The following is a 15,497-nucleotide window of genomic DNA, read 5'->3' on the forward strand; positions in this document are numbered from 1 at the left end:
ATGGCGCCATCGGCGGCGCTTTCGCAAGATCGGGACCGATGAGTACTCCCGGGTTACAGAACTTCAGCGACCTGTTGTTGCGGCTCTACCGCCACGCGCACGAACTCCCGATCGACGAGTTCCAGGACGCCGCGCTGCGTCTCATCAAGCCGGTGCTGCCCTTCGACTCCTGCATGTGGGGCACGGCCTCGCGCGGCACGGCCGGCATCGACATCCACACGCTGCACCTGCACAACCAGTCGATCGAGATGATCGAGAGCTACGAGCGCGTGAAGCACCTCGACACCGCGGCCGCCGAGGTGGCGCGCCGTCCGCGCACCACGCTGGCCTTCAACGCCGACATGTGGTTCTCGTCCAGGCACCAGGGCGCGCTGCGCGAGCACGGCCGGCGCCACGAACAGGCCAACTTCTTCATCACCTCGGACGTGAATGCCGCAACCGGGCTGGTGCACTGGATCACGCTGTTCCGCGCCGATGCCGAGGCCCATGGCACGCCCGAGGAGACGCAGCTGCTGTCGGCGCTGGCGCCGCATGCGATGCAGGCGCTGTCGCTCAACCGCATCGTGCACCTCGACCGCCTCGACGCCCCGCTGGGCAGCGCGCCCGGCGGCTCGGCCATCGGCGACCTGCACGGCGTGCTCTATCACGCCGACAGCGCCTTCGAGGAACTGCTGCGCCGCGAATGGCCGGGCTGGCACGGCCGCACGCTGCCCGGCGCGATGCTCGAGGCCTTCCTGCACGGCAGCCCGCGCTACCTGGGCCGCGCCATCGTCGCGAGCCACCACGTCGAGCAGCGGCTGCTGTTCCTCAAGGGCCGCGCGCGCTGCCGCGCCGACGACCTGACGCCGCGCGAGCACACCATCGCGCAGCTGCTGGCGCGCGGCAACACGCACAAGGAGATCGCGGCCATGCTGCACCGCGCGCCGGCCACGGTGCGCAACCACATCCAGTCGATCTACGAGAAGCTCGAGGTCGGGAACGTGGCGGGGTTGATCCAGGAGCTGGGACGCGCGGGAGGGTGAGTGTTCGGTACGAGGTGCATCCACGGCCCGTGACGGGCTCACGCCGACGGGGTACTCCCCTCCGCGAATGTCCCCCGCCTTCGGCTCCTCCTTGATTTCGCTGCGGGGAGTACCCCATCGACGTGAGCCGGGACGCAATCGTTGTTGAACCGTCCGCACCACCGCTGCGCCTCCGTGCACAGGGTATCGGGTGCTTCCCGCAGCGAAATCAAGGAGGAGGCCGAAGGCCGGGGGACATTCGCGGAGGGAAGTACCCGATGCCCTGTGCACGCGCCCCGAACAAAAGCCCCCGACAACCGAAGCCCCCTTACTTCGGACGAATCGCGTCCGCCGTCCCCTGGATGAAGGCCTTGATGCTCTCGATGTCGTCGGCCGAGAGCTTGCCCGTGAAGTCGGGCATGCCGCGCGCCATTGCCGGGCCCTTGAGCACGAACTTGTCGAGGTTCTCGATGTAGGCGGAATCGAGGTAGCCGAGGTTCGGGATGTTGCCGCCGCGGTCCACGCCCGGCACGCCGTGGCAGAAGACGCAGTTGCTGACGTAGAGCATGGTGCCGGCCTGGACCTTGGCGGGGTCGTACTTCACGCCCTGCACCAGCTTGCTCATGCGGTACTGCACGAAGTCCGGCATCTTGGCCGTGCCGCCGACCGCGAAGGTGTAGACGGTGCCCGGGCCCTGGCGCTCGGTGGCGCGCTGCGCGAGGCCGTAGACGCCGCCCCAGCCCACGGCCACCGACACGTACTGCTTGCCGTCGACCATGTAGGTGGCGGGCGCGGCGACCACGCCGGTGCCGGTGGGGGTCTCCCAGAGCTTGTCGCCGTTGCGCGCGTCGTAGGCCACGAGCCGGCCGTCGGCCGTGCCCTGGAACACCAGGTTGCCCGCGGTGGTAAGGGTGCCGCCGTTCCAGGGCGACGCATAGTCCACGCCCCAGGCCTCCTTCTGCTTGACCGGGTCCCAGGCCACGAGGCGGCCGAAGGGCTTGCTGGTGGGCGGCTCGACGTTGGCGAACTTGCCGGTGTTCCAGCCCAGCGCGGCATGCGGGCGGCCCGGTGCGTTCTGGTCGAACTTCCAGTCCTTGTCGTCCATCAGGTTCAGCGGCACGTGCTGCGCGGGCAGGTAGGCCAGGCCGGTCTGCGGATTGAAGGACATCGGGTGCCAGTTGTGCGCGCCGAAGGGGCCGGGGATGCTGTCGCCGGGCTTCTCGTTCTGGCGCGCCGCGGCGATCTCGATCGGGCGGCCGTTCTTGTCGTAGCCCGTGGCCCAGTTGACCTCGACGAAGTTCTTCGCCGAGATGAACTTGCCGTTGGTGCGGTCGATGACGAAGAAGAAGCCGTTCTTCGGCGCATGCAGCACCACCTTGCGCTGCTTGCCGTCGACCTTGATGTTGGCCAGGATCATCGGCTGCGTGGAGGTGTAGTCCCAGTTGTCGCCGGGCGTCTCCTGGTAGTGCCAGACGTACTTGCCGGTGTCGGGATTGAGCGCGACCACCGAGCCCAGGTAGAGGTTGTCGCCGCCCTTGGGGCTGCGCGCCTTGTGGGCCCAGGGCGAGCCGTTGCCGGTGCCGATGTACATCAGGTTGAGCTCGGGGTCGAAGGCCATCGAGTCCCACACGGTGCCACCGCCGCCGGCCTCCCAGTACTTGCCGTCGGGGTCCCAGGTCTTGGCGGCGCGCGCCATGGCCTCGTTCTCGAAGGGCTTGGCCGGGTCGCCGGGCACTGTGAACCAGCGCCACTTCTGCTCGCCGCTGGCCGCGTCGTAGGCCGTGATGTAGCCGCGCACGCCGTACTCGGCGCCGCCGTTGCCGATGATCACCTTGCCCTTGAACACGCGCGGCGCGCCGGTGATGGTGTAGCTGCCCTTCTGGCCCTCGATGGTGTTCTTCTCCCAGAGCTTGCGGCCGCTGGCAGCATCGAGCGCGATCAGGCGGCCGTCGTAGGCGCCCACGTAGACCTTGCCCTCGTACAACGCAACGCCTCGGTTCACCACGTCGCAGCAGCCCCTGAAGCCTTTGGACTTGTCGACCTCGGGATCGAAGGTCCACAGCTTCTGGCCGGTGCGCGTGTCGATCGCATGCACCACGCTCCACGAGGCCGTGACGTACATGATGCCGTCGACCACCAGCGGCGTGGCCTCGACCCCGCGCGTGGACTGCAGGTCGTAGGACCAGACCAGGCCCAGCTGCTTCACGTTGCCCGCGTTGACCTGGTCGAGCTTGCTGAAGCGCGTCTCGGCGTAGTCCAGGCCGATGCTGGGCCAGTCGGGCGTCTGCTTCTGCGCCGCGTTGGCGCGGATGAAGCTGCCGTCGACGCGCTTGGCGGCGGCGGCGGCACGGTCCTGCGGCGAGGGCCCGCTGCCCTGCGCCGAGGCGATCGATGCGGCCGCGAGCAGCCACGCGGCGGCCAGCGCCCCCAGTACCGCGAGCGCGGAGGAATTCCTTCTTCTCGTCATCGTGGGTCTCCTTGTGCCCAGAGAATCGTCCGGGCGGCGCGCGCGTTCACCTTCGGGATTTCCCCGATCCGGTGCTGTTCCATTGCGGAACACATTCGATGCTGGTCCCCGGTCCCCGATCCCCCCACGGAGGCGATGGCACATGACCCTCGACAGGCTGGGCACGGCGAACGCGCCGCGCCAACTCTTCGCCACCACGCCGGCACAGCGCGTGGCGCTCGCGCGGCAGCAGTTCTTCGAAGAAGGCGTGCGGCCCTCGGGTCTCGTCGGCGAGGCGGTGCTGCAGTCGTGGATGCGCTGCAGCCGCACCCACAGCGACCGCCAGCGCATCGTGCCCTTCGACCCCGTGACGCCGAGTCGGCTGCATGCCACGCTGGCGCGCAACCGCGAGCTGCTCGAGGTGGCGCGCCAGGAGCTCGCGACCATGGAGCATTCGCTCGCGGGCACCGACTGCCGCGTGATCCTCACCGACCGCGACGGCGTGGTGGTGCATGTCACGCAGGAGTCCGCGCCCGCGCACCAGCCGGTGCTGCGCAAGACCGCGCGCGTGGGCGTGAACATCTCCGAGCGCATGGTGGGCACCACCGCGCCCGGCATCGTCGCGAGCACCGGGCTGGCCTGCACGGTCGACGGCGCCGAGCACTACTTCGACGTGCTGCGCGAGATGCAGTGCGCCGCGGCGCCGATCCGCGGTGTCGACGGGCGGCTCGCGGGCGTGCTCGACCTCACGGTGGAGGCGCAGCGCTTCGGCTTCGATGCCGCCTCGATGGTGGCGCTCTATGCGACCACGATCGAGAACCGCCTGCTGCAGGCGCAGTCGCGCGAGCAGCTGATCCTGCGCTTCCAGGCCAGCCCCACGCTGCTGGGCACGCCGCTCGAGGGGCTGGCCGGCATCGCCGCCGACGGCACCATCGCCTGGCTCAACGGCGCGGGCGCGCGGCTGATCGGCCACCTGCCCGAGCATGCCGACGAGCGCGGCGTCGAATGCCTGCTGGGGCACGACCTCGCGAGCCTGCTGCGGCTGGGCCGGCGCGAGTCGGCGCAGCCGCTGCGGCTGGCCAGCGGGCTCGGCGTGTGGGTGCAGGCGCAATTGCAGGGTGCGAACGGCATCGACTTCCGGCATGCGGTGGCGCTGCCGCAGCGTGTCGAGGTGCCGGCGCCGGCGCAGGAGCCGGTGCAGCAGGAGGACGCAACAGTGTTGCAGTCCGCTGATGCGCCGGCCATGCCGCAGGCCGGCACGCTGCGCGAGCACAGCCGCAAGCTGATCGAGGAGACGCTGGCCGCGCACGGCGGCAACGTGTCGCAGGCGGCGCGGCAATTGCGCGTGTCGCGCGGCACGCTGTACCGGCGGCTGCGCGGCTGGGAGCAAGGGGCCGACGAGCCGGGAGAAAGCTAGCTCACTCGCCCTCGCGGCCCGAGCCCGCCTCCACCGGCTGCGATTCGAGCAGCACGCAGATCGCGCGCACCTGCTGCTCGATGATCTTCGCCACCTCGGCGCGCCGCGCCGGCCCCATGCGGCTGGAGATCGCGGCCACGCTCACGGCCGCGATCGGGTTGTCGGGCGGAAAGGCGACGCCGATGGCCGCCGCGCCCGGCGTGGCCGCGCTGTCGAGGAAGGAGTGGCCCTGCGCGCGCGTCTGCGCGATGGCCTCGCGCAGGAAGCCCGGCGCGAAGGCGGCGCCGAACTTCGCATAGCGCGCCTCGTTGGAGGCCACGATCAGCTCGGCTTCGGCCTCGGGCAGCGCGCTGAGGATCGCGAGGCCGCCCGCGCCCACGCCCATCGGCCGGCGGATGCCGACGTCGAGCGTCAGCGCCTTGATCGGATAGGCACCGAGCGCGCGGCTGGTGCAGATCGATTCGGGGCCGCGCCGCTCGCTGAGGTAGACCGTGTCCTGCGTCAGTTCGGCGATGGTGCGCAGCGCCGGCTCGCAGAGTTCGCTCAGGTGGTAGCGCGGCTGGGCCAGCATGCCGAGCTCGTGCAGCAGCGGACCCAGGTGGTACTTGCGCGTGAGCAGGTCGCGCACCAGCAGGCCCTCGACCTCGAGCCGCTGCAGCATGCGAAAGCAGGTCGACATCGGCAGGCCGCTGAGGCTCACGACGTCGGCGATGCGCATGCCGCGCCGCCCGCGCGAGGCCACCACGCGCAGCATGCCCACCACGCGCTCGATGCTCTGCGTGCCCGAGCGCGCGCCGCCGGCGGTCGGTGGCGAATCGGTCTTGGCGGCGGCGGTTCGGCGTTTAGTTTCCACGATGCGGCAGTAATTCGGGTTGCTCCCCAATGGGGAAGAAGTCGGCTCGACTGTAATCGGTTCATTGAAACCCAATGACTGCCACATCGTGGAAGTCGAAAGCCGAACAAGATGCCCCAGACGATGACCGAGAAGATCCTGGCCCGCGCCGCCGGCAGGCCGCGCGTGGCGCCCGGCGAGGAGATCACCGCGCGGCCCGATTTCGTGATCGCCTACGACTTCCCGGGCTACACCGACGTGTTCTTCAAGGAGACGCGCGAGGACTTCGGCATCGAGAAGGTCTCGAGCCCCGAGCGCTTCGTGCTGTTCATCGACCACATGGTGCCGGCCACCGCGCCGAAGGAAGAGGAGCTGCACAAGATCACCCGCGCCTGGGGCAAGGAACAGGGCGTGCCGGTGCACGAGCGCGAGGGCATCGGCCACCAGGTCGCGGCCGAGCTCGGCTACGCCACGCCGGGCGCCTTCGCCGTGCACTTCGACGGCCACGTGAGCCAGCTCGGCGCCTTCGGCACCTTCGCCTTCGGCGCGCGCAAGGGCGTGCTCGAGTCCTTCGTGACCGAGACGCTGACCCTGACCGTGCCCGCGACCGTGAAGGTCGAGCTCACGGGCACGCTGCAGCCCGGCGTGATGGCGCGCGACGTGTTCCACCACATGGTGCGCGTGATGGGCCCGGCCTCCTGCCGCTTCAAGGTGGTGGAACTCTGCGGCCCGGTGATCGACGCCATGAGCATCGAGGGCCGCCAGACGCTCTGCGGCCAGGCCATGTTCCTGGGCGCGACCACGATGCTGATCGCGCCCGATGCGAAGACCCTGGACTATGTGCGGGGCCGCTCGAAGATCGCGCTCGACCCGGTCTATCCCGATGCCGATGCGAGCTACGACAGCGTGGTGACGATCGACGTCTCGACGCTGGAGCCCATCGTCGTGATTCCGCCGAGCCCCGCCAACACGCGCGACCTCAAGGACTACACCGGCGTGGAGGTGCACACCGGCTACCTGGGCTCGTGCGCCAGCGGCCGGCTCGAGGACCTGCGCATCGCGGCCGAGGTGCTGCGCGGGCGCCGCATCCAGCCAGGCTTCCAGCTGCACGTGGTGCCGACCTCCAAGGCCATCATGGCGGCGGCCGCGCGCGAGGGGCTGATCGAGGTGCTGGTCGAGGCCGGCGCCTTCATCAGCTCGCCGAGCTGCGACTACTGCTTCGGCCGCATCGCCACCATGAGCGACGGCCAGCGCGCCGTGTCCACCGGCACGCTCAACACGCCCGGGCGCATGGGCAGCGTGGATTCGGAGATCTATATCTGCAACGCGGCCGTGGTCGCGGCCTCGGCGCTCGAGGGCCGCATCGCCGATCCGCGGCCCTACCTGGCGGCGGCGCGCGAAGGAGTCGCGGCATGAGCCTCGTGAACCTGCGCGGCCGCGCGGCCTGGGTCTTCGAGGAAGACGACTACGACATCGACCTGATCGTCGGCGTGCGCAACATCAAGATCACCGACGTGAAGGAACTGGCCGCGCTGGCCATGGCCGACTACCTGCCCGGCTTCGCGGCCGGCGTACAGAAGGGCGATCTGCTGATCGGCGGCCACAACTTCGGCTACGGCCATCCGCACTATCCGGCCATGCGCGCCATGCGGCACCTGGGCATCGCGGCGGTGATCGCCGAATCCTTCTCGCCGGGCTTCTTCCGCGGCGAAACCAGCATGGGCTTTCCGCTCGTGAGCTGCCCGGGCATCCGCGCGGCCACGGCGCGCGGCGACGAGCTGACGGTCGACTGGGACACGAACGAAGTGAGGAACCTGCGCTCGGGCCAGACCTTGATGCTGCAGCCCTTCTCCGAATCCGAGCGCGGCATGCTCGACGCGGGCGGACTCATTCCCTACCTGAAGCGCCGCGTGGTCGCCGCGAGCTGAACCCTTCTTCCTTTCCCTTGCAGTGAGTTCATGGCGCAGCGCCCATGTCGGGTCGCCACGCCCTTTTTCTGGAGACACACGATGACTTCATCCCGCCAGGCCCTGCGCCAGCGCATCACCCACGGCCCGACGCTCTGGTTCGGCGGCGCGCAGGACGCGCTGTCGGCCCTGCTGGTCGACCAGTCCGAGTTCGACGGCATCTTCAGCACCGGCTTCGGCGTTTCCGCGGCGCTGCTGGGCCAGCCCGACATGGAGCTCTACACGCTGAGCGAGAACGTCGCCACCGTGAACCGCATGGCGAACGTGGTGCGCAAGCCGATCTTCGTCGACGCCGACACCGGCTACGGCAGCGTGCTCAACGTGGGCCGGGCCGTGCGCGAGTTCGAGAAGGCCGGCGCCGCGGCGCTGCAGCTCGAGGATCAGGTCAGCCCCAAGCGCTGCCCGGCCGCCGCGGCGCCCTCCACGCTGGTGTCGATCGACGACGCGGTGGCGCGCATCAAGGCCGCGCTCGATGCGCGCCTCGACCCCGACCTGCTGATCGTCGCGCGCACCGATGCCCAGGACCCGGGCGAGGCGCTCGAGCGCGCCGCGCGCTATGCCGAGGCCGGCGCCGACCTGATCCAGCCGATCTCGCGCACCTTCGAGCGCTACGAGCAGCTGGCGCAGCTGCGCGAGGCCTGCGGCCGGCGGCTGTCGCTGATGCTGATGGCCGGCACCTGGATGACGGCGCTGACGCGCGAGCAGATCGAGAGCGTGGCGGCCTTCGCGAGCTATCCGATCGCGGGCCTGCTGACCACGGTGCACACGGTGCAGGCCAACCTGCGCGAGCTCGCGCGCCGCCGCTCGGGCGATTTCGCCGACCTGCCCTTCGCGCAGACCTCGATGGCCGACTTCAAGCACATCATCGGCTGGCATGCGCTCGAGGAACGGCAGGCGCACTACGAGGTCCGCTGAGCCGGCCCCATCCGTTTTCCCATCAGAAGAATCAGGAGCACACGTGCGTACCCTCACCCTCATCGGCCGTGTCGTCACGGCGGGATCCCTGGCCCTGGGCCTGGGCGGCGCCGCCCTGGCGCAGGACGCGGCCTATCCGACCAAGCCGATCCGGCTGGTCGTTCCCTACCCGCCGGGCGGCGCCACCGACGTGGCCGCGCGCATGCTGGGCCCGCGCCTGCAGGAGGAGCTGGGCCAGACCGTGCTGGTCGACAACCGGCCCGGCGCGGGCGGCAACATCGCCATGGTCAACGTGGTGCAGAGCCCGCCCGACGGCTACACGCTGGCGGTGACGCTCACGGGCATGCTGTCGATCAACCCGGTCATCTACAAGAAGGCGGGCTTCCAGGCGTCGGACTTCGTGCCGGTCGCGCGCGTGTCGCTGGCGCCGCTGCTGCTGGTGGTGCCCGAGAAGTCGCCGTACAAGAACGTGCAGGAGCTGCTGGCCGCGGGCAAGAAGGCCGGCAAGGGCGGCATGCCCTACGGCTCGGCCGGCGCGGGCGGGCTCTCGCACCTGGCGTCGGAAGCCTTCAACGCCAACGCCGACGGCAACTTCACGCACGTGCCCTACAAGGGCGGCGCGCCGCTGGTGCAGGCGCTGATGGCCAACGAGGTGAGCTGGGGCCTGCTGGGCACGGGCGACGTGCGCAGCTTCATCCAGTCGGGCAAGCTCAAGGCCATCGGCCAGCTGCGCAACGGCCGCTCCGAGCTGTGGCCCGAGGTGCCGACGCTGACCGAGCAGGGCGTGCCCGGCGGCGTGGACTTCGACGTCTGGTTCGGCGTGGTCGCGCCCGCGAAGACGCCGCCCGCGGTGGTCAAGCTGCTCGGCGAGAAGATCGCCAAGATCACGGCCGAGCCGGCCTTCCGCAAGCGGCTCAACGACCTCGGCGGCGTGGCGCCCGCGACCGGCAACACGCCCGAGGCCTTTGCCGAGGTGCTCAAGCGCGAACTCGCGATCCTGCCGAAGGCGGCGCAGGACGCGGGCCTGCAACTCGATTGAGTTCCTAGCGCTTGGGCAGCGCGTAAGCGATCACGTGGTCGCCCGTGCGCGTGCCCAGCGAGCCATGGCCGCCCGCGGCCACCACCACGTACTGGCGGCCGTCGCCGCCCTCGTAGGTCATCGGCGTGGCCTGCCCGCCCGCGGGCAGGCGGCTGCGCCAGAGCTCCTTGCCGCTGTTCACGTCGTAGGCGCGCAGGTAGTAGTCGAGCGTGCCCGAGAGGAAGGCCACGCCGCCGCCCGTGAGGATCGGGCCGCCGAGGCTGGGCACGCCCATCGCGAAGGGCAGCGGCAGCGGCGAGCTGTCGCGCACGGTGCCGTTCTTGTGCTTCCAGAGGATCTGGCCGCTGCGCAGGTCGGCGGCGGCCACGTGGCCCCAGGGCGGCGCCTGGCACGGCAGGCCGAGTGCCGAGGTGAAGGGATGGAGCTTCACCGCGAAGGGCGCGCCGAAGTTCTCGTTGAGCGCGGGCAGGCTGCCCTCGGGCGGCTTGCCGCCCTGCACGTAGAGCGTGCTGTCGTCGGCGCGCGGGACCAGCGTGGAGACGAAGGCCAGCGAGGCCGGCGTGGCGAACGCGATCTGGCGCTGCGGATCGACCGCCACGCCGCCCCAGTTGAAGACGCCGAAGTTGCCCGGGTAGATCAGCGAGCCCTGCGTCGACGGCGGCGTGAAGCGGCCCTCGTAGCGCAGCCGGTGGAAGGCGATGCGGCAGGCGAGCTGGTCGAACACGGTGGCGCCCCACATGTCGGCCGGCCGCAGCGCGGGCGGGTCGAAGGACAGGCCCGACACCGGCTGCGTCGGCGCGGTGCGGTCGCCCTGCGCGGCGCCCTGCGGCGCGGCCTGCTCGCGCACCGGCACCACGGGCTGGCCGGTGCGGCGGTCGAGCACGAACAGCTCGCCCTGCTTGGTCGGCTGCACCAGCGCCGGCACGCGCACGCTGCCCACGCGCAGGTCGACCAGGCTGGGCTGCGCGGGCACGTCGTAGTCCCAGAGGTCGTGGTGCACGGTCTGGAAATGCCAGCGCACGCGGCCGGTCGCGAGGTCGAGCGCGACCACTGAGGAGGCATAGCGCTCGGCGCCCTCGGTGCGCGCTGCCGCCCCACTGGTCGGGCGGCTGGTTGCCCATGGGCACGTAGACCATGCCGAGCTTCTCGTCCACGCTCGAGATCGACCAGCTGTTGGGGGAGTTGACGGAATAGGTCCGGCCCGGGCCGATCGGCGCGGTGTCCTCGGGCCGGCCCGAATCCCAGTTCCACACCAGCGCGCCGGTCTCGATGTCGAAGGCGCGGATCACGCCCGAGGTCTCCTGCGTCGAGACGTTGTCGAGCACGGTGCCGCCCACCACGATCAGCGAGCGCGTGACGACCACCGGCGAGGTCGCGTAGTACGAGCCCGGCTTCACGTTGGGCATGTTCTTCCACAGGTCGATCTGGCCGCTGCCGCCGCCGAAGCGCATGCAGGGCTTGCCGCTCTCGGGGTCGAGCGCGAGCACGCGGCCGTCGGCCGTGGGCATGAACAGCTTGGCGGCGCAGGCGCCATCGGCCGAGAGGTTGGGCGACGGCGCCGCGGCCGGCGGCGGCTGGTACGAGAGGCCGCGGCAGGTGAGATGCTGCAGCGCGAGCGAGGGCGCGATCTTCGGCGTGTGGCGCCAGAGCTCCTGGCCCGTGGTGGCATTCAGCGCCACCACCGACTGGTGCGGCGTGCAGAGGAACAGCCGCTCGCCGACCTTCAGCGGCGTGACCTCGAAGGTGGTCTCCTCGGGATCGCCGGGCTGGCCGCGCACGTCGCCGGTGCGGTAGTGCCAGGCCTCCTGGAGCTGCGACACGTTGACCGGCGTGATCTGGCCCAGCGTCGAATAGCGCTGGCCCATGGCGGTGCCGCCGTAGGCCGTCCAGTCGGCGCCGGCGGGCGGCAGCGCCTCGCTGGTGAAGGGCGGATCGGCCTGCGGCGCGATGCCCTCGAGGCGCTCGTCGCCGCGCACCCACGACAGCACGGCCGCCACCGCGAAGGCCGCGAGCACCAGGCTCAGCGCACGGCGCGAGGCCACGACACCGGCGCCATCGCGCCGCGCGAGCGCACGCGCGACCCAGGGCGTGAGCAGCAGCAGGCCGAGCAGGAAGAACAGATCGCCGCGCGCGGCCATCGGCCACCATGCGAGCCCCACCTCCCACAGCGCCCAGGCCAGCGTGAACGCGACCACCAGCGCATAGACCATCAGGCCGCGCCCGCCGCCGCGCGGCAGCAGCGCCGCGGTGGCAATGAGGCCCAGGCCCGCGAGCAGGTAGTACCAGGAGCCGCCGAGCGCGATCAGCCAGCCGCCCGCCACGACGAGGCCCAGGCCGGCCAGTCCGATCAGCAGCGCGAGGACGAGAAGCAGCGCGCTGGCGCGGGGACGGGTGGACGAGGGCATGGCGGGGACTCCGGAACGGCGGGCAAGCGCCCACCGTAGTCCCGCGCGCGCCCTGCCGGCGTAGGCGGTTCGCGCATGTGCCTCCCGGCGCGGCGCGGCAGATGGCGCGCACGGGCACCAAGGTATGAAGCACGCGGGCGCGGCGTGGACGAAGGTACTCGCGCGCTCAGGCCCGCGCGCTCAGACCCGCGCGCTCAGACCCGCGCGCTCAGACCCGCGCGCGCATGGGCCAGCGCCGCCCGCGCGCGCCGCGCCCGCGCATCGGGCTGCAGCGGCCGCAGGTACTCGTGCAGCGCGAGCGCGGCCGCGCCCACGGCGGGAGCCAGCGCGTCGTAGCGCGCGGTGCGCAGCTCGGGCGCGGGCATGCCGGCGCCGTCGGCATGGTGCTTGACGCTCGCGAACGCGGCCTGCGCGAAGCCGCGGTGCTCGGCGCAGGACTTGCCGCCGAGCACGATGGCGCGCGGATTGAAGGTGACCCAGAGGTTCTGCAGCAGCACGCCGAACAGCGCGGCGGCGCGCTGCATGTCCACGCCCTCGCGCGCCAGCACGCGGGCGCCGAAGAAGGCCTCGGCGCAGCCGCGCCGGCCGCACGAGCACGGCGGGCCGTCGAGCGCGAGGATGGTGTGGCCGATCTCGCCGGCCATGCCCTGGGCGCCGGTGAACAGGCGGTCGTTGAGCACCACGCCAGCGCCCACGCCGACGTCGCAGTTGACGAAGATCAGCGGGTCCTCGCCCTCGCCCGCGGCGAACTCGTACTCCCCGAGCGCGGCGGCATCGGCATCGTTCTGCAGCTGCACCGTCACGCCCGTGAGGCCGGCCGCGGCCAGCGCGTCCTCGAGCAGCGGCAGCAGGCGCACGTTGCGCCAGCCGAGGTTGGGGCGCGAAGCGGACCTCGCCGGTGCAGTCGTCGACCGCGCCCGGCACGCACACGCCGATGCTCGACAGCCGCAGCCCGCGCTCGGCCAGCCGGCGGTGCGCGGCCGCGGCCATGCGCGCGACCTGCGCGCAGGTGCCGGCCGGCGCACTGTCGGCCAGCGCCTGCTCGTCGGAATGCAGCACCTCGCCCTGCAGCGAGACGCAGGCCAGCCGCGCCGTGTCGACCGCGATCTCGATGCCCATGAGCGCGCGCACGCCGACATTGATCTGCAGCGGGGTCGAGGGCCGCCCGAGCCCGTCGGCCACCGCGGCGCCCGATTCGCTGAGCCAGCCCTCGTCGAGCAGCTCGCGCACCAAGAGGCTCACGGTCGACTTGGTGAGGCCGCTCTCGCTCGCGAGCCCGCGCGCGCGACAGCCCCGGCCGCGCGCGCAGGAGCCGCAGCAGCACGCTGCGGTTCATGCGCTTGAGCAGTTGCTGGTCGCCGATGGTCTTCATGCGCGGGAGCCGGGTGGAGAAGCCTCAGGCCGCGGCCACCGCCGTCGCCGCGTGCGGCGCCTGCTCGCGGCCCTCGGGCCGCTTGCCCGCGATGATCATGCCGAGCACCTCGTCCTCGGTGACGTCGGCGGTGCGGTAGGTGCCGACCAGCTTGCCGTTCTTCATCACCGCGAGCCGGTCGCTCAGCGAGAACACGTCGGGCATGTCGTGGGTGATCAGGAAGATGCCCACGCCGTCGTCCTTGAGCTGCTTCACGAGTCGGCCGACCATCGCCGCTTCTTCGGGGCCGAGCGCGGCGCAGGGCTCGTCCATGATCAGGATGCGCGCGTTGAAGTAGAGCGCGCGCGAGATCGCCACCACCTGGCGCTGGCCGCCCGAGAGGCGGCGCACCGGGATGCGGATGTTGGTGAAGTTCTTGTTCAGGCGCTGGAACACCTTGCGCGCCTGCACTTCCATGAAGTGGTCGTCGAGCGTGTTCCAGGCCGTCATCTTCTCGCGGCCCAGGAACAGGTTGGCCACCGCGTCGAGGTTGTCGGCCAGCGCCAGCGTCTGGTAGATGGTCTCGATGCCCTGCGCCTGCGCCTCGGCCGGGGTGCGGATGTTGACCCTGTCGCCCGCGATGCGCACCTCGCCCGAGTCGATCGGGTAGGCGCCCGCGAGCATCTTCATCAGCGTGGACTTGCCGGCGCCGTTGTGGCCCAGCAGCGCTACCACCTCGCCCGGATAGAGGTTGACGCTCACGCCGTCGACCGCCTTCACGCCGCCGAAGGCCTTGCGGATCTCCTGCAGTTCGACCAGCGGCCGGGTCTTGTCGATCTCGGCCATCTTCAGTTCTCCCCGAATTTGCGGCGATAGAGCACGTCGAACACCACGGCCACGATCAGCACCTGGCCGATGATCACCATGCGCTTGCCGATCGGCACGTCGAGCAGCAGCATGCCGCTGTCGAGCGACTGCATGATCAGCGCGCCCAGCACCGAGCCGAAGATCGAGCCGCTGCCACCGGCCAGCGCGGTGCCGCCGATGACGGCCGCGGCGATCACGTAGAGCTCCATGCCGGTGCCCAGCGAATTGGTGCCGGCGTTCAGCCGGGCGATCGAGACGATGGCCGCGATGGTCACCAGCACCGCCAGCAGCGCGAACAGCATCAGCGTGACGCGCTTGACCGGAATGCCCACCAGCGTCGCCGCGTCGGGATTGCCGCCCATCGCGAAGACGTAGCGGCCGAAGCGCGTGCGGTGCACGATGAACGACAGCACGATCGCCACCACGGCCCAGATCAGCACCGGGATCGGGATGCCCTGCGGCGCGTCCTTCGAGTCGATCTTGTAGTGGTTCATCACGGCCGCGAACAGCAGCACCACGGCCGCCGGCACCGCGGTCAGCAGCAGCTCGATCCACAGCGGCTCGTTGGGCATCTCGTGGCGCGTGCGCGCGCGGCGCTTCTGCACCATGCGCGCGAACAGCACCACCGCCACCAGCCCCGCGATCGCCCAGCTGGCCGCGACGCCGATGCCGCCGTCGTAGCCGCCGCCCAGGCGCTGGAAGAACTCGTCGTTGACCGGCTGGGTCTTGCCGTCGGCCACCAGGAAGGCCGCGCCGCGGAACGACATCAGGCCGCCGAGCGTGACCACGAACGAGGGCACGCCGAGCACCGCCGTGAGCCAGCCCTGGTAGATGGCCACCAGCAGCGCCACCGCGAGCCCCGCGAGGCAGGCCGTGGGCCAGGACCAGCCCGAGGTGTATTGCAGGTAGGCGATCAGCACGCCCACGAAGCCCATCACCGAGCCCACCGACAGGTCGATGTGGCGCGCCACGATGATCAGCACCATCACGGTCGAGACGATGCCGACCACGGCCGTCTGCTGGGCCACGTTGTAGAGGTTCTCGGGCGTGAGGAACACGCCGCCCGACATCAGGTTGAAGCCGATCGCCAGCGCCACCAGCAGCACGCACATCAGCACGAGCCGCAGGTCGACGCCGCTGCGCCGCCACCAGCCGGGGGTTGGATTGCTCATGGGAAGACTCCCTCGGAGAGAAGGGGATGGGCGGCCGCGCCCGGGGCCGGCCCGTGGAAGGAGGAGGCGCAGCGCGCTGCGCCCC

At 71.0% G+C, this 15,497-nt stretch carries 11 protein-coding genes and 1 pseudogene; 6 read left to right on the forward strand and 6 right to left on the reverse strand.

What is annotated here, in order from left to right; translation table 11 throughout:
- Nucleotides 1-38 precede the first annotated feature (38 nt).
- Nucleotides 39-1,022, forward strand: coding sequence for a response regulator transcription factor (locus ACHMXE_RS41705; RefSeq protein ID WP_395349328.1), 984 nt, complete (start codon nucleotides 39-41; stop codon nucleotides 1,020-1,022).
- A gap of 307 nt (nucleotides 1,023-1,329) precedes the next feature.
- Here ACHMXE_RS41705 and ACHMXE_RS41710 read toward each other — a convergent pair whose 3' ends face one another.
- On the reverse strand, nucleotides 1,330-3,468 hold the full coding sequence (locus tag ACHMXE_RS41710) for a PQQ-dependent dehydrogenase, methanol/ethanol family (RefSeq protein WP_395349329.1): 2,139 nt from the start codon (nucleotides 3,466-3,468) through the stop codon (nucleotides 1,330-1,332).
- 142 nt (nucleotides 3,469-3,610) lie between these two features.
- Here ACHMXE_RS41710 and ACHMXE_RS41715 point away from each other — a divergent pair, with 142 nt between their 5' ends.
- On the forward strand, nucleotides 3,611-4,864 hold the full coding sequence (locus ACHMXE_RS41715; protein ID WP_395349330.1) for a helix-turn-helix domain-containing protein: 1,254 nt from the start codon (nucleotides 3,611-3,613) through the stop codon (nucleotides 4,862-4,864).
- A gap of 1 nt (nucleotide 4,865) precedes the next feature.
- On the opposite strand, the gene ACHMXE_RS41720 is transcribed toward ACHMXE_RS41715, so the two are convergent.
- Nucleotides 4,866-5,717 (reverse strand): IclR family transcriptional regulator, encoded by an 852-nt coding sequence (locus ACHMXE_RS41720; RefSeq protein ID WP_395349332.1) that lies wholly within the window; start codon nucleotides 5,715-5,717, stop codon nucleotides 4,866-4,868.
- Between the two features lie 123 nt (nucleotides 5,718-5,840).
- Between ACHMXE_RS41720 and ACHMXE_RS41725 the strand changes: the two genes are divergently transcribed.
- The 4 genes from ACHMXE_RS41725 (at nucleotide 5,841) to ACHMXE_RS41740 (ending at nucleotide 9,617) form a co-directional block, all read left to right on the forward strand.
- Nucleotides 5,841-7,112, forward strand: coding sequence for an aconitase family protein (locus tag ACHMXE_RS41725; protein WP_395349333.1), 1,272 nt, complete (start codon nucleotides 5,841-5,843; stop codon nucleotides 7,110-7,112).
- Entirely contained in the window at nucleotides 7,109-7,624 is a 516-nt protein-coding gene (locus ACHMXE_RS41730) for a 3-isopropylmalate dehydratase (protein WP_395349334.1), read from the forward strand. Before ACHMXE_RS41725 ends, ACHMXE_RS41730 begins: the two co-directional genes overlap by 4 nt.
- A gap of 81 nt (nucleotides 7,625-7,705) precedes the next feature.
- On the forward strand, nucleotides 7,706-8,578 hold the full coding sequence (locus ACHMXE_RS41735; RefSeq protein ID WP_203203798.1) for an oxaloacetate decarboxylase: 873 nt from the start codon (nucleotides 7,706-7,708) through the stop codon (nucleotides 8,576-8,578).
- A 43-nt stretch (nucleotides 8,579-8,621) separates the two neighbouring features.
- Nucleotides 8,622-9,617: a tripartite tricarboxylate transporter substrate binding protein gene (locus tag ACHMXE_RS41740; protein ID WP_203203797.1), complete on the forward strand. Its 996-nt coding sequence runs from the start codon at nucleotides 8,622-8,624 to the stop codon at nucleotides 9,615-9,617.
- Nucleotides 9,618-9,621: 4 nt separating this feature from the next.
- On the opposite strand, the pseudogene ACHMXE_RS41745 reads toward ACHMXE_RS41740, so the two are convergent.
- From ACHMXE_RS41745 to ACHMXE_RS41760, 4 genes and pseudogenes are all read right to left on the reverse strand, one after another.
- Nucleotides 9,622-12,022 (reverse strand): annotated as a pseudogene (locus tag ACHMXE_RS41745) (membrane-bound PQQ-dependent dehydrogenase, glucose/quinate/shikimate family).
- Nucleotides 12,023-12,216: 194 nt separating this feature from the next.
- The gene (locus tag ACHMXE_RS41750; protein WP_395349335.1) at nucleotides 12,217-12,879 is read right to left on the reverse strand and encodes an ROK family protein; all 663 of its coding nucleotides are present in this window, start codon (nucleotides 12,877-12,879) and stop codon (nucleotides 12,217-12,219) included.
- A 539-nt stretch (nucleotides 12,880-13,418) separates the two neighbouring features.
- Nucleotides 13,419-14,219 carry an ATP-binding cassette domain-containing protein gene (locus ACHMXE_RS41755; protein WP_395349336.1) on the reverse strand — a complete coding sequence of 267 codons (801 nt, stop codon included), beginning with the start codon at nucleotides 14,217-14,219 and terminating at the stop codon, nucleotides 13,419-13,421.
- Nucleotides 14,220-14,221: 2 nt separating this feature from the next.
- Nucleotides 14,222-15,412 (reverse strand): sugar ABC transporter permease, encoded by a 1,191-nt coding sequence (locus ACHMXE_RS41760; protein WP_395349337.1) that lies wholly within the window; start codon nucleotides 15,410-15,412, stop codon nucleotides 14,222-14,224.
- Nucleotides 15,413-15,497 lie beyond the last annotated feature (85 nt).

The sequence above is a fragment of the Variovorax sp. UC122_21 genome, assembly GCF_044056785.1.
GTDB lineage: Bacteria > Pseudomonadota > Gammaproteobacteria > Burkholderiales > Burkholderiaceae_C > Variovorax.